Genomic DNA, 19675 nt, shown 5'->3' on the forward strand with positions numbered 1-19675 from the left:
ACAATCGCATTGTCGAGAGCTTGGTTGTGGGCGGCGTAAGTAACTGGCGAGGTTGATGTAGTTTTTTAATATTTCTGAGCCATTGAATTGGTCTTTTTCCATTGAATAGCTGGGGATTGGATTATTCCCCAGAGTACGACTGGGGCCAATGCAAGTGAGAAAGGCGCCAGTGGGAAAAGGTAAAGCATGTTATTGCTGGGGATGGAGGTGGCTTCTAGAAATCCCAGTAATATCACCCGAGTGATAATGCCGCCCGCGACCGCTGAGCAAACCCACCATGCTGGGGCAGGCAGCGCGCGATTACGTACTGACTGTATGACAGTCATTGCTGACCATGAAAGCCAAAATAAAAATGCCAAAGGTAGCGCATAGGTAGAAAACACGCTGATCCATGTCGTCAAATGTTCAGCCCACTGCATACGTAGCGTATCTCGGGGTGATTTGAGTGTGTACTCGCCCCAGGGGCCTTTGGAATCTGCGGTTGGCGCCAGCGGCCCGTTGGTAACCGTATCAAACAATGCTAAATATTTGGGATCGCCTTCACTTGGCTGTGTATAGGCAGGTAATTTCCCAAGGGTAGCAAGCGTATTGAAGATAGCCCAAGATGCTTGAAGCGTATCGGCCACATAGCCTTCATGCCAGGGAGGTAGAAGGGTTTTGCGTTTTGGCAGGCAATCACCGGGGCGCTGCTGACAGCCTACTTCTATTTCTGCTGATAGCCGCCGATAAAAAGCCCTGGCATCGTAGGCACTGTTGTAGTGCCCGGCTTGGGCAACAGCATCGCGAAATGCCCACATAAACCATCCGGAAAGTATCTCAGGGCAAGGAACCGTTTGGGTTTGGTTGCAGCCTGCATCTCGCCAACTCTGACCACCGAATCCCTCGAAAAATGGCTTAAGTTCTCGTGCAGCAGAGCTCATCTCATAGGCCCGTTCGCGCGCATCTTTCGGAAAAAGCACATAGCGCTGCCACTGGTCATGCTGAATACGTGTCAATGCACCATAACCAGCTTGAAAATCGCTGGATCGAAAATCGTTGTTGCGAAAGGTTCCATAGACCGCGTAGTTGATGGAATTGATGGTGAAGACGACCAGCGTTGCACCTAGCAGGGGCAAAGCCAAAAATGCGAGGATTGCGCGCCACTGCTTGATCCGATTAACTTGGCGCAGAAGCCAGTAGGCCATCAGGACGAGCATGGAGGGAATGAGCCACACCCCTTCCTCACGGGTGATCCAGAACCAGCCTGCCATCAAGCCCAGTGCAAGCAAGATATGCCACTGTCCACGTAGCTGTTTAGCCGCAGGCGCAGCTTGAGGTAACACCCAGCAGCGGATACCCAAGGTCAGCAGGAGCAACGTTTGTGAAATATACAAGCCTTCTCGTACTATTCGGCCCCCCGCTCCTGCTACCCAAGCGGTGGGAAGGAAGGCGAGCAGAAAAAAACAGACCAGCGCTGCAGCTCGGGATCGATAAAGTTGGCCAATGGTCACCGAGAAATATAAGGCGGCTGCTAAGTACAGTGCGTGTTCGCTGAACTTCAACGGTAGCCCCGTTGCATGGTTGACCAGCATGAAGAGCGAGAAGCCGATACCTTTGGAGAGTGTGAGATTGTTGTACACGCCAAGCCAGTTTCCCATCCCAATTTCTGCGGCCTGTCGTATGAACAGCAAGTCGTCATGTGTGGCCCAACCCTGGGCAAAGATGGGAAATGCCATCCGCAACCAGAGCGAGAGCGCGCCAATGATGGCGGTACATGACCAAAAAACAAAAGAGGGCTGGAGACGATTGCTCATGTTTTAATTTTTCACGAAGTGTTGGAGATCCGCACCCACATCACTCGTCAATTGTTTATATTGTTTTATCTCGATACCAAAGTGGCGTCTGTCTACTATTGGTTGCATGATTTCGAATAAGAGATCAGTTTTTAATTGATTCGAATTAACCTTGGCGCTGGCCGGCGAAGATGCAAGATATTTCTGGAATTCAGACCTTTGTTTCTCAATGGGAACCGAGGTATTGCGGATTACCCGTGTGGTAACGCATTCGTCTGGCAGTTTAGGTTGTGACTGTTGTTCCGCTGCATTTGGGAAGTCGCCCTAGTGCCAAGGTCCCAAAACACTGCCTCGGGTGGTGAACGGTGCGTAGTGGCGGCTGCTTGCCAGCATGCGCTGATATGCGTGCTCTGAGCGAGGCTTTTGTACGTCGCCAGAAGTCGGGGCCATCCGCTTGGTGATGTGCGGCATCACCTGCAGTAACGGAGTCAGGGGATGCTAAGTTGGTGTGTTGCATCGCTACCCGTCGGAAGTGTATCCAGCAGGTAGCCCAGTACTCCGCGACGACCGACCCCATGCCCAGCGCGATGCGTAATGGCTGCCGCGTGGGCACATCGGATACGGGCCAGAGCAGGGTGCCTAGCCCCCAGCAGGCGGCTATAAAAACCAGCAGCTGTGCGTACTGGCCAAGGACAAAGCCGATCAGCGCCATCGCAAGCGGGCCAGGCTTCTAGCCCCCCGTTGGCCACCCTCCACGGCCCGCAAGCCGCTATGCCGGGCGGCATGGGCTTGCAAAGGCAACTGGGGGCGGGCGTGGCGGTGGGCCATCGGTATCCGGTACCGGCGCGATCAGGAGGTCTGCAACTCCAACCCCGCATGCTCCCGCAGCGGATGGAAGTGGATCTTCGGAAACCGCTCCTGCGCCAGGCGCACGTCATAGGGGCTGGTACACAGATACGCCAAGGTATTGGCCGCATCATGCGCCAAACGCAGCGGGTAGGCGTGTTCAAACTCGCGCAGTTCGGCGGGGGTGTCGGCGGTGATCCAGCGGGCGCCTGTGTACTGGCAGCCGTCCAGGCGCACTTCGCAGTCGTATTCGGTCTTCAAGCGGTGCTGCACCACTTCAAACTGCAGCTGGCCCACGGCGCCCAGCAGCATATTGCCGCCGGCGTCGGGCTTGAAGACCTGGATGGCGCCTTCTTCGCCCAGCTGCATCAGGCCTTGTTGCAGTTGCTTGGTGCGCAGCGGGTTCTTCAGCACCACGGTCATGAACATTTCTGGCGCAAAGAAAGGCAGGCCGGTGAACTGCAGGTTGGGGCCATCGGTGATGGTGTCGCCCAGCTGCACGCCGCCGTGCGTGGTAAAGCCGATGATGTCGCCGGCATAGGCCTCGTCCACCGCCTCGCGGCGCTGGCTCATGAAGGTCACCACGCTGGTGGGGCGCAGCTCCTTGGCGGTGCGCTGCACCTTCATCTTCATGCCGGGGGTGTACTTGCCCGAGGCCACGCGCACGAACGCGATGCGGTCGCGGTGGTTGCTGTCCATATTGGCCTGCACCTTGAACACCACGCCCGAGAAGCTGCTGTCTTCCGGATGGATGGTCTTTGCTTCGCGGTTGCGGTTGACCTCGGTGTAAGCGATGCGGGGGCCGGGTGGGGGCGACATATCCACCACTGCGTCGAGCACTTCCATCACACCGAAGTTATTCACACCTGAGCCGAAGAACACGGGGGTCAACTTGCCGGCCAGAAAGTCCGCATGGTTCCATTCGGCAGAGGCGCCCTGGGCCAGTTCCATCGCATCGAGCGCATCGTCAAAAGCCTGGCCAAAGCGGCTGCGCAGCTTGTCAGCCTCGCTCAGCGGGATGACTTCAAAGTCCTTGGGGCCCCGGTCGCTGCCTGGGGTGAACACGGTCATGCTCTGGGTCAGCAGGTTGATGATGCCGCCAAAGCTCTTGCCCTGGCCCACCGGCCAGGTGATGGGGCAGCAGGGCATGCCCAGCTCGCGCTCCACCTCGTCCATGATGTCCAGCGGATCGCGCACTTCGCGGTCCATCTTGTTGACGAAGGTGATGATGGGCGTATCGCGCTGGCGGCAGACTTCGATCAGGCGGCGGGTCTGCGATTCCACACCGTTGGCCGCATCGATCACCATCAGCGCCGAGTCCACAGCGGTCAGCACCCGGTAGGTGTCTTCCGAGAAGTCCTTGTGGCCGGGGGTGTCGAGCAGGTTGATGACATGGTCGCGGTAGCTCATCTGCATCACCGACGAGGCCACCGAAATACCCCGCTGCTTTTCAATCTCCATCCAGTCCGAGGTGGCATGGCGCGAGGCCTTGCGGCCCTTGACTGCGCCGGCAATCTGGATCGCACCGGAGAACAGCAGCAGCTTTTCGGTCAGGGTGGTCTTACCCGCATCCGGGTGGGAAATGATCGCAAACGTGCGGCGGCGTTGGGTTTCGGGAGCGTAGGACACAGTACGGATGGGCAAAGAGCGCAGGCCCAGGGCGGGGCTGCCAAAAAACAAAGCCAGCAGGTGCTGGCTGGGACTGCGGGCATTTTAACGGAAAGCGTTTTGCCCGGCCATGGGCGGGCGGGGCGCGATGGCCTGTGCGCCGCTGGCAACGGCGCGCGCTGCGCCATCGAGGCGTTCTTTCTGCATCTCCATCCAGGCGCTCGGCATCTTGATGCCATCTTGATACCGCCCCCGCCATTCTCAGCGCCTGCTTGATGCGCGCAAACCTACATTGGCTCCAACGCAGGTGTTTTGCCTGTGCAACACCACCGCGCCGCCGCTCTGCATTGGGCGGCCCGGCGGCGCAAGAGGAGAGAGCGATGTTGTTTCATGGAGTTGAGCTGCTGGCCGCGTTGGTCAGTGCTGCGCTGTTTGTCTATCTGGGTTACGCGCTGTTGCGGCCCGAAAAATTCTGAAAAAGGGTGAGGGCCATGTACATGCTGCAAGACCTCGTATTTGTCGGGCTCACGCTGGCCTGCTTTGTCGGCCTGCTGGGCTTTGTTCGCGCCTTGGTGCGCATCTGAGCGGGGGCTGACATGGGTTTAGTCTGGATCGAATATGCCGCCTTTGTGGCGGTGCTGGTGCTGCTCACCATCCCCATGGGATGGTGGCTGGCACGCTGCTTTACCAGCCCGCACGACAGCCGGCTGGAGCGCTGGACCTACGCCGCCATGGGCGTGGATCCGCAGGAGCGCATGGGCTGGCAGCGCTATGGCGCGGTGCTGGTGCTGAGCAATGGCCTGCTGATGCTGCTGGGCTATGTGCTTCTGCGGCTGCAGGGCAGCCTGCCGCTCAACCCGCTGCAGAACGCCGCGCAGACGCCGGATCTGGCGTTCAACACCGCCGCCTCCTTCATCACCAACACCAACTGGCAGGCCTATGCGGGCGAAAGCAGCCTGAGCAATGCCACGCAGATGGTGGTGATCACCGGCCTGATGTTTGCGGGCTCTGCTGCCGGCTTGGCCGCTGCTGCTGGTTTTGTACGGGGGCTGGCCCGCTCGGGCAGCCAAGACATTGGCAACTACTGGGTGGATTTTGTGCGCATGCTGTGGCGCGTGCTGCTGCCGCTGTCGCTGCTGCTGGCGCTGGTCTATGTTTGGCAGGGCGTGCCGCAAACCCTGGGCACCGAGGTGATGGCACATACCATCGATGGCGGCCGTATGCAGCAACTGCTGATGGGCCCGGTCGCCAGCCTGGAGAGCATCAAGCACCTGGGCACCAATGGCGGCGGGTTCTTCAGCATGAATGCGGCCCATCCGTTTGAGAACCCCACGCCGCTGACCAATATGCTGCACATCCTGGCGATGCTGCTGATTCCCGCCGGCATGACCTATGCGCTGGGTTCCATGCTGCTCAAGCGCCGCCAGGGCTGGGTGTTCTTTGGGGCAAGCCTGATCATCTTCCTGGGCTTTCTGGCCCTGGTATGGACGGGCGAGCAAAACGGCAGCGGCCTGCTGGCCCGCGCCGGTGCTGACCAGCAGTGGAGTGCCACGCAATCGGGCGGCAATATGGAAGGCAAGGAGCTGCGCTTCGGCATCACCGACACCGCCTTGTTTGTGACGGCCACCACAGCGGCCACCACCGGCTCGGTCAATGCCATGCATGACTCGCTCACGCCGCTGGGCAGCATTACGCCTCTGGCGCTGATGATGCTCAACTGCGTGTTTGGTGGCGATGGCGTGGGTCTCATCAACCTGCTGCAGTACGCCATCCTGACGGTGTTTCTGGCCGGGATGATGATCGGCCGCACGCCCGAGTTTTTGGGCAAGAAGATCGAGGTGCGCGAGATCAAGCTGGTGATGCTCTCCGTGCTGGCCCACCCGGCCTGCATTCTGGGCTGGACGGCGCTGGCCATGCTCTGGCCGGGCGCCGCTGACAGCCTGAACAACCGGGGCCCGCATGGCTTCTCCGAAATCTTGTACGCCTATGCCTCGGCCACCGCCAACAACGGCTCGGCCTTTGCGGGTCTGAATGCCAACACCCCCTTCTTCAACACCACCTTGGGTTTGGCGATGCTGATGGGACGCTACCTCACTTTGCTGCCGCTGCTGGCCGTCGCCGGCAGCATGGCCAGCAAGGCCAGCGTGCCCGCCGGTGCCGGCACCTTCCCTACCGCCACGCCGCTGTTCACTGGGTTGCTGGTGTTTGTGGTGCTGGTGGTTGGCGGGCTCACCTTCTTGCCAGCGCTGGCGCTGGGGCCGGTGGTGGAGCATCTGCAGATGCTGGGCGGGCAGCTCTACCCCTAAGCCCCATTTCTTAGACCTCACATCCCAACTGATTTGAAGCGAACCGGGGCACGGCCAGGCCGTGCCCGCAGGAGAGAAAACATGACAAGCCTTGATTCCGATAAACGCCTGCCTGCGCTCCATGCGCAGCAAGCCGCCGCCCCTGCCGCCGCAGGCTGGGGCGGCACCCTGGGCAGCAGCGCCCGCGCCGCCGTACTGGTGCTGCTGCTCTGCGGCGTGGCCTACCCGCTGGCGACCACGGGCGTCGCCCAGGCGCTGCTGCCCCATGCCGCCAATGGCTCGCTGGTGCTGCGCGACGGCCAGATCGTGGGCTCGGCCCTGATTGGCCAGCACTTTGACAGCGCCCGCTACTTCCATGGCCGGCCCAGCGCCACGACGGCGCCTGACCCCAAGCAGGAAGGGGCCAGCATCGCTGCGCCTTACAACGCTGGCTTGTCGGGGGCCAGCAACCAGGGCGCCAGCAGCCAGGGGCTGGCCGATAGCGTGGTCGAGCGTGTGGCGCAGTACCGCAAGACCAATGGCCTGACCGCCGATGCATCCGTGCCGGTCGATGCGGTCACCGCATCGGCATCCGGCCTGGATCCGCATATCTCCATCGCCAATGCCCAGCTGCAACTGGCCCGCGTGGCGCGCGAGCGGCAATTGCCGCCCGCCCAGGTGCAGCAGTTGCTGGACCAGGCCACGCAGCAGCGCACGGGCTACCTGCTTGGTGAGCCCCGCGTGAATGTGCTGGCGCTCAATATGGCGCTGGATGCACTGCCAAACCGGAGCCAACCATGAACACGAAAAAACTGACGGCATCCGCCGGCCTCGGCGATCTGGCACTGCTGCAGTCCGCTGCCTGGGATGCGCTGCGCAAACTCTCGCCCCGCCTGCAATGGACCAACCCGGTCATGTTTGTGGTCTACCTGGGCGCCTGGCTTACCAGCCTGCTGTGGCTGCAAGCGCTGTTCATGGGCCAGGCCAACAGCGGCTTTACCTTGGCGATTGCCGGCTGGCTGTGGTTCACCGTGTTGTTTGCCAACTTTGCCGAAGCGCTGGCCGAAGGGCGCAGCCGCGCCCAGGCCGCCAGCCTGCGGGGCATGAAGCGCGACACGGTAGCCAAGGTGCTACAGCAAGCGCACTATGGCGCCCCCTGGACGGCCCAGCCCGCCAGCAGCCTGAGCAAGGGCAGCTTGCTGCTGGTGGAAGCCGGCGATGTGATCGCGCTCGACGGCACCGTGGTCGAAGGCGTGGCCTCGGTCGATGAAAGCGCCATCACCGGTGAATCGGCCCCCGTGGTGCGCGAGGCTGGCGGCGATTTCTCGTCGGTGACCGGCGGCACGCGCGTGCTGTCCGACTGGCTGGTGGTCGAGGTCACAGTGAACCCGGGCGAGTCGTTTCTGGACCGCATGATCTCCATGGTTGAATCGGCCAAGCGCCAAAAGACCCCCAACGAGCTGGCGCTGGGCATCCTACTGGTGGGGCTCACCCTGGTGTTTCTGATGGTCATCATCACGCTTTGGCCGTTCTCGGTGTTTGCGGTGGCGCAATCGGGCAGCGGCAGTGCTGTCGGTGTGGCCGTGCTGGTCGCGCTGCTGGTCTGCCTGATCCCGACCACCATTGGCGGCCTGCTGTCTGCGATTGGGGTGGCCGGCATGGGGCGCATGATGCAGGCCAATGTGATCGCCACCTCGGGCCGCGCGGTGGAGGCTGCCGGTGATGTGGATGTGCTGCTGCTGGACAAGACCGGCACCATCACCCTGGGCAACCGCCAGGCCAGCGAATTTTTGCCCGCCCCGGGCCTGAGCGCCGCACTGCTGGCCGAGGCCGCACTGCTGTCGTCGATGGCCGACGACACCCCCGAAGGCCGCAGCGTGGTGGCCCTGGCCCATGAGCGCCATGGCCTGAGCCCAGCGGCCCTGGACCCCGCCCAGGCCCAGCCGGTGCCCTTTACCGCCCAGACCCGCATGAGCGGCCTGGACATCAGCACGCCCACCGGTCAGCGCAGCCTGCGCAAAGGCGCGGCCGATGCGCTGCGCCGCCATGTCGAGGCGCTGGGCGGGCAGTTTCCGCAGGCCGTGCAGTTGGCGGTGGAGAATGTCTCGCGCAAGGGCAGCACACCGCTGGTGGTGGCAGATGGCGGCCAGGTGCTGGGCGTCATCGAGCTCAAGGATGTGGTCAAACCCGGCATGCGCGAGCGCTTTGCGCAGCTGCGCCGCATGGGCATTCAGACCGTGATGGTGACCGGCGACAACCCCTTGACCGCCGCCGCCATTGCCGCTGAGGCCGGTGTGGACGACTACCTGGCCGAGGCCCGGCCTGAGGACAAACTGCAGCTGATCCGCAGCCACCAGGCCGCTGGCCGCCTGGTGGCCATGACCGGCGACGGCACCAACGATGCGCCCGCGCTGGCCCAGGCCGATGTCGCGGTCGCCATGAACAGTGGCACCCAGGCCGCCAAGGAAGCGGCCAACATGGTCGACCTGGACAGCAACCCCACCAAGCTCATCGAGGTGGTGGAGACCGGCAAGCAGATGCTGATGACGCGTGGCGCGCTCACCACCTTCAGCATTGCCAACGATGTGGCCAAGTACTTTGCCATCATCCCGGCCGCCTTTGTTGCCACCTACCCGCAGCTGGCATCGCTCAACATCATGGGTTTGCACAGTGCCGATTCCGCCATTCTGAGCGCTGTCATCTTCAATGCGCTGATCATCATCGCGCTGGTGCCGTTGGCCCTGCGCGGCGTGCGCTACCGGGCCGTGGGTGCGGCGGCCTTGCTGCGCCGCAATCTGCTGATCTACGGTCTGGGCGGTCTGCTGGTGCCATTCGTGGGCATCAAGCTGATCGACATGCTGCTGACAGCCACTGGCTTGGTCTAAGGGCTTGGCCCACAATAGCGCCACCATGCCCAACCCCAGCAACTCCCCCAGCGCAGCGGCCGCACGGCCTGACCCGGACGCGCTGGTCGCCCAGCTCAAGGCCGACCAGCAGCAAGCGGCCAAGGGCAAGCTGCGCATCTACTTTGGCTCCAACGCCGGGGTGGGCAAAACCTATGCGATGCTGGCGGCCGCGCAGCGCGAGCGCCAGGCCGGCCGCCAGGTGCTGGTGGGCCTGGTGGAAACGCATGGCCGGGCCGAGACCGTGCAGCAGCTGCATGGGCTGGAGCTGCTGCCCCGCCGCATGCTGGCCCACCAGGGCCGCCAGCGCGAGGCTTTTGACATTGATGCCGCCCTGGCGCGCCACCCGCAGGTGCTGCTGCTGGACGAGCTGGCCCACAGCAATGCGCCGGGCTCGCGCCACCCCAAGCGCTGGCAGGATGTGCAGGAGCTGCTCGATGCCGGCATCGATGTCTGGACGACCGTCAATGTCCAGCACCTGGAAAGCCTCAACGATGTGGTCAGCGGCATTGTTGGCATCCAGGTGCATGAGACCGTGCCCGACCATATCTTTGACGATGCCAGCGAAGTCATCGTTGTCGATCTGCCGCCCGAGGAGCTGCTCAAGCGCCTCAAGGCCGGCAAGATCTACCCGCTGGAGCAGGCCGAGCGGGCCTCGCACCATTTCTTCCGCCTCGGTAATCTGCTGGCCTTGCGCGAGCTGGCCTTGCGCCGCACGGCCGATCGGGTCGATGAGGACATGCGCGACTACCGGCGTGAGCGCGCCATTGGTGATGTCTGGCCCACCCGTGAACGCTTGCTGGTCGCCGTAGGCGGCCAGCCCGGCGACGATGCCTTGGTGCGCCAGGTGGCCCGCCTGGCCCGGCGGCTGGAGGCCGACTGGATGGTCGTCTATGTGGATGCGCCGGCGCGCCAGCACCGCTCTGCGCAGTCGCAGCAGGCCGTGCTCAAGACCTTGGCGCTGGCCGCGCGCCTGGGGGCCGATACCGCGACGATCCCCGGCGCACAGGTGGCGGCCGCTCTGGTCGACTTTGCGCGCGAGCGCAATGCCAGCCACCTGGTGCTGGCCCGCGTGCCGCCCACCGCGATGCGCTGGTGGCCCTGGGCCGCATCGCGCCTGCCCGAGCAGATTGCCCGGCTGGACCCGGGCCTGGATGTGCTGCTGCTGTCCGTGCCCCGGCCGCGCAACCGGCCCGAGCCCGCCACCGCACCCGAGGCCCCCTGGCCCTGGCGTGGCTACCTGGGCGCCAGCCTGGCCTGCGGCGCTGCCGCCGTGCTGGCGCAGGCGCTGCTGCAGGTGTTTGACCCCGCCAATGTGGTGATGCTGTTCCTGCTGGTGGTCGTGCTGTCAGCGCTGCGCTGGGGACGGGGGCCGGGCGCCTGGGCGGCTTTGCTGTCGGTGCTGCTGTTTGATTTTTGCTTTGTGCCGCCCCGCAATTCCTTTGGCGTGAACGACACGCAGTACATCTTTACCTTCTGCCTGATGCTGGGCGTGGCCCTGGTCTGCGGCCAGCTGATGGCGCGCCTGCAGCATGAGGCCCGGGTGGCGGCCGAGCGCGAGCGCCGCGCCGGCGCGCTGGCCCGCCTGGCACGCGATCTGTCCGGCGCGCTCACCCAGGCACAGGTGGTGCAGACGGCGCTGACCACGGTGTCGGGGGTGTTCGATGCCCGCACCGGCCTGCTGCTGCCCGATGCGCAAGAGCAGCTGCATGTGGCGCCCGGCAGCGAGGCAACGATAGACAGCAGCGTGGGCCGCTGGAGCATGGAGCACCGCCAGATGGCCGGCCGGGGCACCGACACCCTGGCGGCGTCCGACGCGCTGTATGTGCCGCTGATGGCACCGGTGCGGGCACGGGGCGTGCTGGTGCTGCAGCTGCGCGCGCCCGATCGCCTCAAGGTGCCGGAAGAGCGCCGCTTGTTGGATGCCTGTGCCAGCCAGATTGCGCTGGCGCTGGAGCGCGTGCATTTTGTCGAAGTAGCCCAGCAGACCCAGGTGGCGATGGAGGGCGAGCGCATGCGCAACACCTTGCTGTCATCGGTATCGCATGATTTGCGCACGCCCCTCACCAGCATTCTGGGCGCCGCCCAGGCCGGCCTGCCCCATGCACCGCCGGGCCCCGCGCAGGACATGCTGCTGCAAATCCGCAACCAGGCCCAGGCCTTGCAGCAGCTGGTAGACAACCTGCTGGCCATGGCCCGGCTGCAGCAGGACGGTGTACACCTGCAGCGCGCCTGGATCCCCGTCGATGAGCTGGTCGGCAGCGCCTTACGGCAATTGGGTGGGCGTCTGGCAGACCACCCGGTGCAGCTGCAACTGCCGGCCGATTTGCCTTTGCTGTGGATAGATGCGGCGATGCTGGAGCGGGTGCTCGTCAACCTGCTGGACAACGCCAGCAAATACACCCCGGTCGGCACCGCTGTGCAGGTGACTGCGCAGGTGGAGCGCGAGCAGTTGATCTTGCGGGTGCAGGACAGCGGGCCGGGCCTGCCGCCGCACCTGGCGCCCGAGCAGCTGTTTGCGCCTTTTAGCCGGGGCCATGCCGAGTCCAGCATCTCTGGCATTGGCCTGGGGCTGGCGCTGGCCCAGCGCATTGTGCAGGCCCATGGCGGCAGTCTGACTGCCGCTGCGGCCGAGCCCGGGCCGGGCGCAGTGTTCAGCGTGGCACTGCCGGTGCTGCCTCAGCCTGCGCTGGATTGAGTGGGCGGCTGATCGCCCGGCGTGCGGCGCAGCAGGTAGATATCCATGATCCAGCCATGCTGGGCGCGCGCTGCCGCGCGGGTGGCCACAATGCGCTCGGCCGCCTCGGCCAGCGGGCCGTGCTCCAGGCACTGCTGGGCCATGCCCAGGTAGGCGCCCCACCAGATGTGGACACCACGGGTTTGCTCCGCCGGCAGGCTGTTGAAGCTGCACTGGCCATCCAGCATCACCACCAGCGTGTCCACCCCGGCCGGCCAGCCTTGCTCGCGCAGCTGGCGGCCGGTGGTGACGGTAAAGGGCTGGCCAATGTCATTGACCGCAATCGCATGCGCGGCGGTGAGGGCCTGCATCGAGGTGATGCCGGCGATGACCTTGACCTGAACCGGCGCGGGCTGCATGCGCGCCGCAATGCGCAAGGTGCTGTCGTAGAGCGATGGATCGCCCCAGACCAGCAGCGCCACTTGCAGCACGCCGTTGCCTGCGCGCGGCGCCAAGCCGCTCTCCAGTGCCTGCGCAATCGCGGCCTGCCAGCGCAGGGTGATGGCCGCATGCCATTCATCGACCTGGTTCAGGTAGTCATCGCCCTGGCTGCGGCGCTCAGGCATGTCAAAGCCGGCAATCAGCGCGCCGGGCTGCTGCAGCACGGCATCGCAAAGCGACTGGCGCAGGGCGGCCAGCTCCGCCTTGTCATCGCCCTTGTGGGGCAGCAGCAGCAGGTCGGCCGCATTCATCGCGGCGATGGCCTGGCGGGTCAGGTGGTCGGGGTTGCCGGTGCCAATGCCGATGAGGCTCAGAGCGACCGGCGGCAAGCTGTTGCTCATGCCTGGCCTTCGCTGTCCGCTGGGTTGGCAGCCAGCGGCCGATCAGTGGCGGTGTCCACGGCAGCCTGCGGCGCCGGAAAGCGCGGCTCCGTGCCCTGGGGCCGGTAGCGGCGGTCGTAGTCGGTGGCGTAGAGGCGGCTCTCGCCAAAATCTTCGGCGCTGATGCTGCGGCCCACCAAAATGATGGCGGTGCGCTCCATGCTGGTCGCAACGGCCTGGGCCAGTTCGCCCACGGTGGTGCGCACAACGGTTTCATCAGGCCAGCTGGCGCGCCAGACGATGGCGGCCGGGCAGTCCGCGCCATAGTGCGGCAGCAGCTCGCTTTGCACCTTCTCTGCTACATGGATGGACAGGTGGATCGCCAGCACCGCACCGGTGGCGGCAAAGCCGGCCAGCTGCTCGCCCTCAGGCATCGCAGTGGCTCGGCCCGAGGTGCGGGTCAGCACCACCGACTGGCACAGGCCCGGCAGGGTCAGCTCGGCGCCTAAGGTGGCAGCAGCTGCGGCAAACGATGGCACGCCCGGCGTCACGCTGTAGGCAATGCCCAGCGCGCGCAGGCGGCGCAGCTGCTCGCCCATGGCCGACCAGACCGACAGATCACCCGAATGCAGACGCGCTACATCCTGGCCCTGCGCATCGGCAGCGCGGATTTCTTCAATGATGTCGTCCAGGCTCATCGACGCGGTGTTGACGATGCGCGCGCCCGGCGGGCAATGGGCCAGCAGCTCGCGCGGGATCAGCGAGCCCGCATAGAGGCAGACGGGGCAACGGGCCATCAGGTCGCGGCCGCGCACGGTGATCAGGTCGGCAGCGCCGGGGCCGGCGCCGATGAAATGCACGGTCATGCCGTAACTCCTTGGGTTTGTGGATCAGCCGGGCGCAGGCCCGCTGCCAGACAACAATAGGGGGTAGTGCCACGCTCGCGCAGCGCGGCGGCCAGGGTGGCGCTGCCATCGCCCGCCAACAGGCGGGCCAGCAGCAAGCGGGGCGCGGGCGCGGCCGCAGACAGGGCCACGGCCTCGGCCACGCTGCCGGTGCCGTAGCGTGCCAGCAGGCGGGGCGACTGCGTTACTACCGGCTGCGCGGGCAGGGCTTGCTCGGCCACCGCCACCATCGCCACCGCAAAAGGCAGTTGCGCGGCCCACTGCTGCAGCGCCGGCCGCTGCTCCTTGCCTTGCAGCACGGCCACTGCGCAAAAATTTTCCAATGCGGGCTGGTGCTGCCGGGCCTGCAGCCACAGCGCCTGCAGGTCCGCCGCCTGGGCTTGCGCACGCAAGCCTATACCCAGCACCACGCAGCGGTGGGGCGCCGGCTGCGTCATGCCTGCCAGCTCCACTGCACCAGCGGGCGCGCGGCCTTCCAGCTGCGCATGCGGCCCAGCGCAGCGGCGCTCGACAGCTCCAGCTGCAGCAGCTGGCCGCCCAGCTCGCCATGCAGCTGTACCAAGAGCGCCTGGGTTTCCAGGGTCACCGCATTCACCACCAGGCGGCAGCCTGTCGGCATATGGGCCCGCAATGCGGCAAACAGCGTCGTATCAAAACCGCCGCCAACAAAGATGGCCTGGGGCGCGGGCAGGTCTTGCAAGGCTTCCGGCGCCAGGCCGTGCACCACCTGCATGCGGGCCTGCAGACCAAAGCGCTCGATATTGCTACGGATATTGGCCACGCGCGCGGCATGCTGCTCAATGCTGGTGGCCAGACCGCCGGCCAGGCACCATTCCACGGCGACTGAGCCGGAGCCGCCGCCAATGTCCCAAAGCCGCTCGCCCCGGCGGGGGGCCAGGGTGGCGAGGGTCAGCGCACGCGCAGGCGCCTTGGTGATCTGGCCATCATGGGCATACCAGTCGTCCGGCCTGCCGGGCACCGCTGGCAAGGCGGGGCCGCCTTGGGCGATAAAGGCGACGGTCACCGGCGCTTGCGCCGGGTCGGCCTGCAGCGCAGCGGCTGCCTCATCGGCGCGCAGCATGCGGCAGCGCTCGCGCGGGCCGCCTACGGCTTCCATGACCCACAAGGGGCTCTGGCCCCAGCCTTCCTGGCTTAGCCAATCGGCCAGCTGCAACACGGCCGCGCCATCGCGCAGCAGGGTGATCAGCTGGCGGCCAGGCGCCAGGCGGGGCAGCAGCTGCGCGATGGGGCTGGCATGCAGTCCCAGGCAGTCGCAGGCTTCCAGCCGCCAGCCCAGGCGGGCGGCAACCAGTGAAAAGGTCGAGGGCTGGGCATGGCAGCGCCATTCATCAGGCTGCAGGTGCGCGGACAGGCTGCCGCCCACGCCATGCCAAAAGGGGTCGCCCGAGGCCAGCACCACCACCCGCCGGCCGCGCGCGGCCAGCACCGGGGCCACATCAAAAGGCTGGGGCCAGGGGCGGCCACGGGCATCGATGGCCGCCAGCTGCAGATGGCGGAGGCCGCCAAATACCAGCTCAGCCTGGTCCAATGCCAGCTTGGCCGCAGCGCTGAGGCCTGACAATCCATCCTCGTTCACACCTATCAACGTCAACCACGGATCAGCCATGACGCATGTTCTCCTGCTGGGCGGCACCAGCGGCGCCAGCGAGTTGGCCCAGGCCCTGCACCAGGCGGGTGTCCGGGCTTGCTTCTCGTATGCCGGGGTGACCCAGCAACCGCTGGCCCAGCCCCTGCCCACGCGCAGCGGCGGCTTTGGCGGGGCCGAGGGCCTGGCGGACTTTATCCGCGCCCAGCGCATCAGCCATGTGGTGGATGCCACCCACCCCTTTGCCGCGCAGATGAGCCGCAATGCCTGCACGGCCTGCGCTGCTACCGGCACGCCATTGCTGGCGCTGGAGCGTGCGCCCTGGCAGGCGCAGCCCGGCGACCGCTGGACCGATGTGGCCAGCATGGCCGATGCCGCCAGCGCGCTGCCCGATGCAGCGACGCGGGTGTTTTTGGCGGTGGGGCGCAAACAGCTGGATGCCTTTGCCGCCTACCCGCAGCACCATTACCTGCTGCGCCTGGTCGATGCCCCTGTGCACGGCAGCTTGCCGCTGCCCCGGCATACCGTGGTGCTGGGCCGGGGCCCTTTCAGCATGGCAGACGACCTGGCCTTGCTGCAGCAGCACCACATCGCCTGGCTGGTGGCCAAGAACGCCGGTGGCTCCGCCACGCGAGGCAAGATCGATGCCGCCCGTGCGCTGGGTCTGCCGGTCCTGATGGTGCAGCGCCCGGCACTGCCGCTGCGGCCGCGCACTGACAGCGTCGCGGACGTTTTGTACTGGCTCCGTCATGGCGCCTTGCCGTCCACATCGCCGTAGTAGCGCGGCGTGTAGATATAGGGCCCGACGCGGCGGGTGAGGCTATTGCCTACGAGCACGACGGTGCGCATATCGGCCATCTCGGGCAGGGCCTCGGCAAGGCTGCAGACCTGCAGCGATTCCTCCGGCGTGGAGACGGCGCGGGCGAACACCAGCAGGCGCTCGGGCTCGCAATGCGCGCGCAGCAGCTCCAGCAGGCGGACAAACCCCTGCGGCCGGCTTTGCGAGCGCGGGTTGTAGAAGGCCATCGCAAAATCAGCCTCGGCCGCCAGCGCCACCCGGCGGGCAATCACCGGCCAGGGCTTGAGGTTGTCCGACAGATTGATACAGCAAAAATCATGGCCCAGCGGCGCACCTGCGCGGGCGGCTGCCGCCAGCATGGCGGTGACTCCAGGCAAGACCTGCACATCCAGCGCCAGCCAGCGCTCGGCCTGCGGTGCCTGGGCGCTCTCGATGGCTTCAAACACCGCCGACGCCATCGCGAACACGCCTGGGTCACCGGACGAGACCACGACGACCTGCCGGCCCTGGGCCGCCAGCTCCAGCGCCTGCTGGGCGCGCTCCAGCTCGACCCGGTTGTCCGAGGCCAGCCATTGCGGCTGGCGGCTGCCAGCTGGCGCGCTCTGCGCCAGCAAGGCCTGCGCACGCGCCACATAGGGGAAATAGCCCACGACATCGTCGGCAGCCAGCAAGGCCTGCAGCACGGCGGGCGTGATCTGGTCCAGGTCGCCGGGGCCCAGGCCTGCGATGGTCAGTTGGCCGTTGTTTACCATGCGGCCTCCGGGCGGCGGCCCTGGCCATGCACCAGCACGATGGCGAAATAGGGGCAGACCTCGTCGCCGACGTCGCTGAGGCGCGCGACCTGCTGCTGGTCGGTGGTGCCGTTTTGCACCAGCCAGGCGGCGTCCGCCCGGCCCGCGCGGGCCAGGGCGCGGCGAATACGCGGTAGGTTGCGGCCCACCTTCATGACCACCAGCGCATCGGCCGTGTCCATGCGGCGCACCAGCTCGTCCTCAGACAGGGTACCGGTCATCACGCTGAGGACATCGTCGCCCCAGGTGATGGGCTCGCCGGTGGCGTGCCAGCAGCCCACCATGCCGGGGATGCCGGGCACCACCTGCAGGTCCACATCGCCACGCGCGCGCAGCCGGGTGTAGAGGTGCATAAAGGAGCCGTAGAGAAAGGGGTCGCCCTCGCAGAGCACGACGACCTGTTCCTGTTTGGCCAGCGCGGCCAGGCGCAGGCACCAGTCGTCATAGAACTGTGCCAGCTGCTGCACATAGGCGGGGCTGTCCACCGGGATCTCGGTGGTCACTGGGTACTCCATCGGGTACTCGGTGGCCTGGAGGCTGAGCATGCCTTCGACCAACTGGCGGGCCTTGCCGGGCCGGCCTTTTTTGCGGAAAAAGGCCACATGGCGGGCGCCGCGCACCAGGCGGTCCGCCTTGATGCTCATCAGCTCCGGGTCGCCCGGGCCCAGGCCCACGCAGATGATGCCCGGCGCGGCCAGGCTGGTCTTATTCAACATGGCTGGCCATGGCATTGACGGCGGCCACGGTCATCGCCGAGCCACCCAGGCGGCCGCGCACAATCATCGATGGCACGGGCAGGTCCTGCATCAGCGCCTGCTTGGATTCAGCCGCGCCAATAAACCCCACCGGGAAGCCGATGATGGCTGCAGGGCGGGGGCAGCTTGGATCTTGCAGCATATTGAGCAAGTGGAAGAGGGCGGTCGGCGCATTGCCAATCGCCACCACGGCGCCGGCCAGGTGCGGGCGCCACAGCTCCAGCGCTGCCGCGCTGCGGGTGTTGTTCATCTTCTGCGCCAGCTCGGCCACGCCGGGCTCGTGCAGGGTGCAGATCACCGGGTTGCCGGCGGGCAGGCGCGAGCGGGTGATGCCTTCGCTGACCATGCGCACATCGCAGAGCACGGGGGCACCGGCCTCCAGCGCGCGCTGGCCGGCGGCCACCACGCCGGCAGAAAACTGCACATGCGCGGCCAGCTCCACCATGCCGGCGGCATGGATCATGCGCACTGCTACGCGCTCCTCTCCGGGGGTAAAGCGCTGCAGATCGGCCTCGCGGCGGATGGTGGCGAAGGACTGCCGATAGATCTCGGCGCCATTGGTTTCGTAGGTATGAACCATCACATTTCTTCAAACAACAGCCGGGGATTGTCGCGCAGACTGCGCGCGCTCCAGCGGGAATCGGGGACGGCTTGCGCGGATGCCTGGCGGATCCGCCCAAACAGAGGTTCGGTGTTGCCCGCCTGCGCTACCAAGGTGACCGTGGCAGGCAGCTGGCGTGCACAGCCCTTGCTGCAGCCAGAGACATGCAGGTGCGCGCCCTCGGGCACATGGGGGGCCAGCGCCAAAGCCAGCCCCTGCGTGGGCGCCAAGGCCTGGCTGCAACCAGGCGCCCCACTGCAGGCGGAGATGCGCAGCCGGGCATCGTGCGGATGGATGATCCAGTGGACTGGGTCGTCCAAGCCCGCCGCTTTGATCGCAGCGCTGTCCGATGGCGCCAGCCCTTCGACCAGCAGCATGCGCCAGGGTGTCAGCCGCAGGCCGCTGATGCCGCTGCCAGCCAGGCGCGCCAGTGCATCGGCAGCGACCCGGCCGAGGGGCGCGGCGACCAGCAGGCCGAGGTTGCGCTGCCAGCCTGGCTGCGGGGTGTCATCGGCGGGGAGATAGGGGGGGACTTCACACAGTCCATCGGGCAGGGCCAGCAGCGGCAATGCGGCTGGCTGGGCCTGCGCCTCGCGCAGCAACTGGGGCAGGCGGCCCGGGTGTGCGCCAGCAGCGCGTCGCGCACGGGCCTGGGCGGCGCACCAGCGGGCCAGTGCCAAAGTGGCGTGCACCGCCAAAGAGGGGTTGCTTGCCAGCCAGGCTATAGGCTGGCCAGGCACTTGCAGCAGCCAAGCACCAGGGGCTTGGCGGATCAGCTGTAGATCGGCCGCTACCTCGGCCAGGCCTGCATGGCGGCCGCTGGCAATCGACAGACCAAATTTGGCGGGCAGGCCGTCCAGTTCGGTATCGGATGCCATGGCTTGTTGCAACGCTTCCGCCAGCGCGAGCACGCCGTCATGGGGCTGGCTCAGCGGGTCAATGACCAGGTTGCGCAGCTGCTCCTGGCGCGCATCGGAGTCCAGCAGGCCCTGGGCGGCCAGCGCATCGAGCAGGGCGCGATGCTGATCGGGCGCCACGCCGCGCAGCTGGATATTGGCGCGGCTGGTGAGCTCCAGCAGGCCGGCGCCATGTTGCGCAGCCAGCTCGGCCAAACGCAGCGCCTGCGCGGCCGACAGCCTGCCCAGCGGCGGGCGCACCCGCACCACCAGCCCATCGCCAGAGGCCATGGGCAGCCAGGCACCCGGGCACCAGCCTTGGGTTTGTGGAGGGGATGAGGGTGGGGTGGAAAACATGGGGCGGGCGGCAGCGCAGGGGCAGGGCCGGGGTGCTGAAGTGTAGCGAAGTG

At 65.9% G+C, this 19675-nt stretch carries 16 protein-coding genes; 6 read left to right on the forward strand and 10 right to left on the reverse strand.

Features of this window, described 5'->3' with window-relative positions; translation table 11 throughout:
* Positions 1-65 precede the first annotated feature (65 nt).
* Positions 66-1793, reverse strand: a complete 1728-nt coding sequence (locus HS961_RS05635) for a hypothetical protein (protein WP_182326770.1) — start codon at positions 1791-1793, stop codon at positions 66-68.
* An 828-nt stretch (positions 1794-2621) separates the two neighbouring features.
* Positions 2622-4247, reverse strand: a complete 1626-nt coding sequence (locus HS961_RS05640) for a peptide chain release factor 3 (RefSeq protein ID WP_182326771.1) — start codon at positions 4245-4247, stop codon at positions 2622-2624.
* 359 nt (positions 4248-4606) lie between these two features.
* Here HS961_RS05640 and kdpF point away from each other — a divergent pair, with 359 nt between their 5' ends.
* The 5 genes from kdpF to HS961_RS05665 all read left to right on the forward strand — a co-directional run bounded on the left by kdpF (position 4607) and on the right by HS961_RS05665 (position 12112).
* The gene (gene kdpF / locus HS961_RS05645; RefSeq protein WP_182326772.1) at positions 4607-4702 is read left to right on the forward strand and encodes a K(+)-transporting ATPase subunit F; all 96 of its coding nucleotides are present in this window, start codon (positions 4607-4609) and stop codon (positions 4700-4702) included.
* 120 nt (positions 4703-4822) lie between these two features.
* Positions 4823-6532 carry a potassium-transporting ATPase subunit KdpA gene (gene kdpA / locus HS961_RS05650; protein ID WP_182326773.1) on the forward strand — a complete coding sequence of 570 codons (1710 nt, stop codon included), beginning with the start codon at positions 4823-4825 and terminating at the stop codon, positions 6530-6532.
* Between the two features lie 81 nt (positions 6533-6613).
* Positions 6614-7312, forward strand: a complete 699-nt coding sequence (kdpC, locus tag HS961_RS05655) for a potassium-transporting ATPase subunit KdpC (protein ID WP_182326774.1) — start codon at positions 6614-6616, stop codon at positions 7310-7312.
* The gene (kdpB, locus tag HS961_RS05660; protein WP_182326775.1) at positions 7309-9396 is read left to right on the forward strand and encodes a potassium-transporting ATPase subunit KdpB; all 2088 of its coding nucleotides are present in this window, start codon (positions 7309-7311) and stop codon (positions 9394-9396) included. The genes kdpC and kdpB overlap by 4 nt, the downstream gene beginning before the upstream one ends.
* A gap of 25 nt (positions 9397-9421) precedes the next feature.
* Positions 9422-12112 (forward strand): sensor histidine kinase, encoded by a 2691-nt coding sequence (locus HS961_RS05665; protein ID WP_182326776.1) that lies wholly within the window; start codon positions 9422-9424, stop codon positions 12110-12112.
* Here HS961_RS05665 and cobF read toward each other — a convergent pair.
* From cobF to cbiE, 4 genes are read right to left on the reverse strand one after another with little or no spacing between them, the layout of a single operon-like run.
* Positions 12094-12933: a precorrin-6A synthase (deacetylating) gene (cobF, locus tag HS961_RS05670; RefSeq protein ID WP_182326777.1), complete on the reverse strand. Its 840-nt coding sequence runs from the start codon at positions 12931-12933 to the stop codon at positions 12094-12096. The genes HS961_RS05665 and cobF overlap by 19 nt on opposite strands.
* Positions 12930-13778 (reverse strand): precorrin-4 C(11)-methyltransferase, encoded by an 849-nt coding sequence (gene cobM / locus HS961_RS05675; protein WP_182326778.1) that lies wholly within the window; start codon positions 13776-13778, stop codon positions 12930-12932. The genes cobF and cobM overlap by 4 nt, the downstream gene beginning before the upstream one ends.
* Positions 13775-14254 (reverse strand): cobalamin biosynthesis protein, encoded by a 480-nt coding sequence (locus HS961_RS05680; RefSeq protein ID WP_182326779.1) that lies wholly within the window; start codon positions 14252-14254, stop codon positions 13775-13777. The genes cobM and HS961_RS05680 overlap by 4 nt, the downstream gene beginning before the upstream one ends.
* Positions 14251-15444: a precorrin-6y C5,15-methyltransferase (decarboxylating) subunit CbiE gene (cbiE, locus tag HS961_RS05685; RefSeq protein WP_182326780.1), complete on the reverse strand. Its 1194-nt coding sequence runs from the start codon at positions 15442-15444 to the stop codon at positions 14251-14253. Before cbiE ends, HS961_RS05680 begins: the two co-directional genes overlap by 4 nt.
* Between cbiE and HS961_RS05690 the strand changes: the two genes are divergently transcribed.
* Positions 15443-16201, forward strand: coding sequence for a cobalt-precorrin-6A reductase (locus HS961_RS05690; RefSeq protein WP_182326781.1), 759 nt, complete (start codon positions 15443-15445; stop codon positions 16199-16201). The two genes, cbiE and HS961_RS05690, sit on opposite strands and share 2 nt — an antisense overlap.
* Here the strand turns inward: HS961_RS05690 and cobJ are convergent.
* Genes cobJ through cobG form a run of 4 tightly spaced genes read right to left on the reverse strand, consistent with a single transcriptional unit; the run spans position 16171 to position 19622 of the window.
* Positions 16171-16974 (reverse strand): precorrin-3B C(17)-methyltransferase, encoded by an 804-nt coding sequence (gene cobJ, locus HS961_RS05695; RefSeq protein WP_182326782.1) that lies wholly within the window; start codon positions 16972-16974, stop codon positions 16171-16173. The two genes, HS961_RS05690 and cobJ, sit on opposite strands and share 31 nt — an antisense overlap.
* Complete coding sequence (gene cobI / locus HS961_RS05700; protein ID WP_182326783.1) at positions 16968-17729, reverse strand: precorrin-2 C(20)-methyltransferase; 762 nt, start codon at positions 17727-17729, stop codon at positions 16968-16970. Before cobI ends, cobJ begins: the two co-directional genes overlap by 7 nt.
* Positions 17719-18348 (reverse strand): precorrin-8X methylmutase, encoded by a 630-nt coding sequence (locus HS961_RS05705; RefSeq protein ID WP_182326784.1) that lies wholly within the window; start codon positions 18346-18348, stop codon positions 17719-17721. The genes cobI and HS961_RS05705 overlap by 11 nt, the downstream gene beginning before the upstream one ends.
* A complete protein-coding gene (cobG, locus tag HS961_RS05710; RefSeq protein ID WP_182326785.1) occupies positions 18348-19622 on the reverse strand; it encodes a precorrin-3B synthase in 1275 nt (424 codons plus the stop codon). The genes HS961_RS05705 and cobG overlap by 1 nt, the downstream gene beginning before the upstream one ends.
* Positions 19623-19675: the final 53 nt, after the last annotated feature.

The organism is Comamonas piscis (assembly GCF_014109725.1).
Taxonomy (GTDB): Bacteria; Pseudomonadota; Gammaproteobacteria; order Burkholderiales; family Burkholderiaceae_C; genus Comamonas; species Comamonas piscis.

Coding starts and splice junctions, on each gene's coding strand:
- HS961_RS05635 (WP_182326770.1), bottom strand. CDS start 1,793: ATGAGCAATCGTCTCCAGCCCTCTTTTGTTTTTTGGTCATGTACCGCC.
- kdpF (WP_182326772.1), top strand. CDS start 4,607: ATGTTGTTTCATGGAGTTGAGCTGCTGGCCGCGTTGGTCAGTGCTGCG.
- cobI (WP_182326783.1), bottom strand. CDS start 17,729: ATGTTGAATAAGACCAGCCTGGCCGCGCCGGGCATCATCTGCGTGGGC.
- cobM (WP_182326778.1), bottom strand. CDS start 13,778: ATGACCGTGCATTTCATCGGCGCCGGCCCCGGCGCTGCCGACCTGATC.
- kdpC (WP_182326774.1), top strand. CDS start 6,614: ATGACAAGCCTTGATTCCGATAAACGCCTGCCTGCGCTCCATGCGCAG.
- HS961_RS05705 (WP_182326784.1), bottom strand. CDS start 18,348: ATGGTTCATACCTACGAAACCAATGGCGCCGAGATCTATCGGCAGTCC.
- HS961_RS05690 (WP_182326781.1), top strand. CDS start 15,443: ATGACGCATGTTCTCCTGCTGGGCGGCACCAGCGGCGCCAGCGAGTTG.
- cbiE (WP_182326780.1), bottom strand. CDS start 15,444: ATGGCTGATCCGTGGTTGACGTTGATAGGTGTGAACGAGGATGGATTG.
- cobG (WP_182326785.1), bottom strand. CDS start 19,622: ATGTTTTCCACCCCACCCTCATCCCCTCCACAAACCCAAGGCTGGTGC.
- HS961_RS05680 (WP_182326779.1), bottom strand. CDS start 14,254: ATGACGCAGCCGGCGCCCCACCGCTGCGTGGTGCTGGGTATAGGCTTG.
- kdpA (WP_182326773.1), top strand. CDS start 4,823: ATGGGTTTAGTCTGGATCGAATATGCCGCCTTTGTGGCGGTGCTGGTG.
- cobJ (WP_182326782.1), bottom strand. CDS start 16,974: ATGGTAAACAACGGCCAACTGACCATCGCAGGCCTGGGCCCCGGCGAC.
- HS961_RS05665 (WP_182326776.1), top strand. CDS start 9,422: ATGCCCAACCCCAGCAACTCCCCCAGCGCAGCGGCCGCACGGCCTGAC.
- cobF (WP_182326777.1), bottom strand. CDS start 12,933: ATGAGCAACAGCTTGCCGCCGGTCGCTCTGAGCCTCATCGGCATTGGC.
- kdpB (WP_182326775.1), top strand. CDS start 7,309: ATGAACACGAAAAAACTGACGGCATCCGCCGGCCTCGGCGATCTGGCA.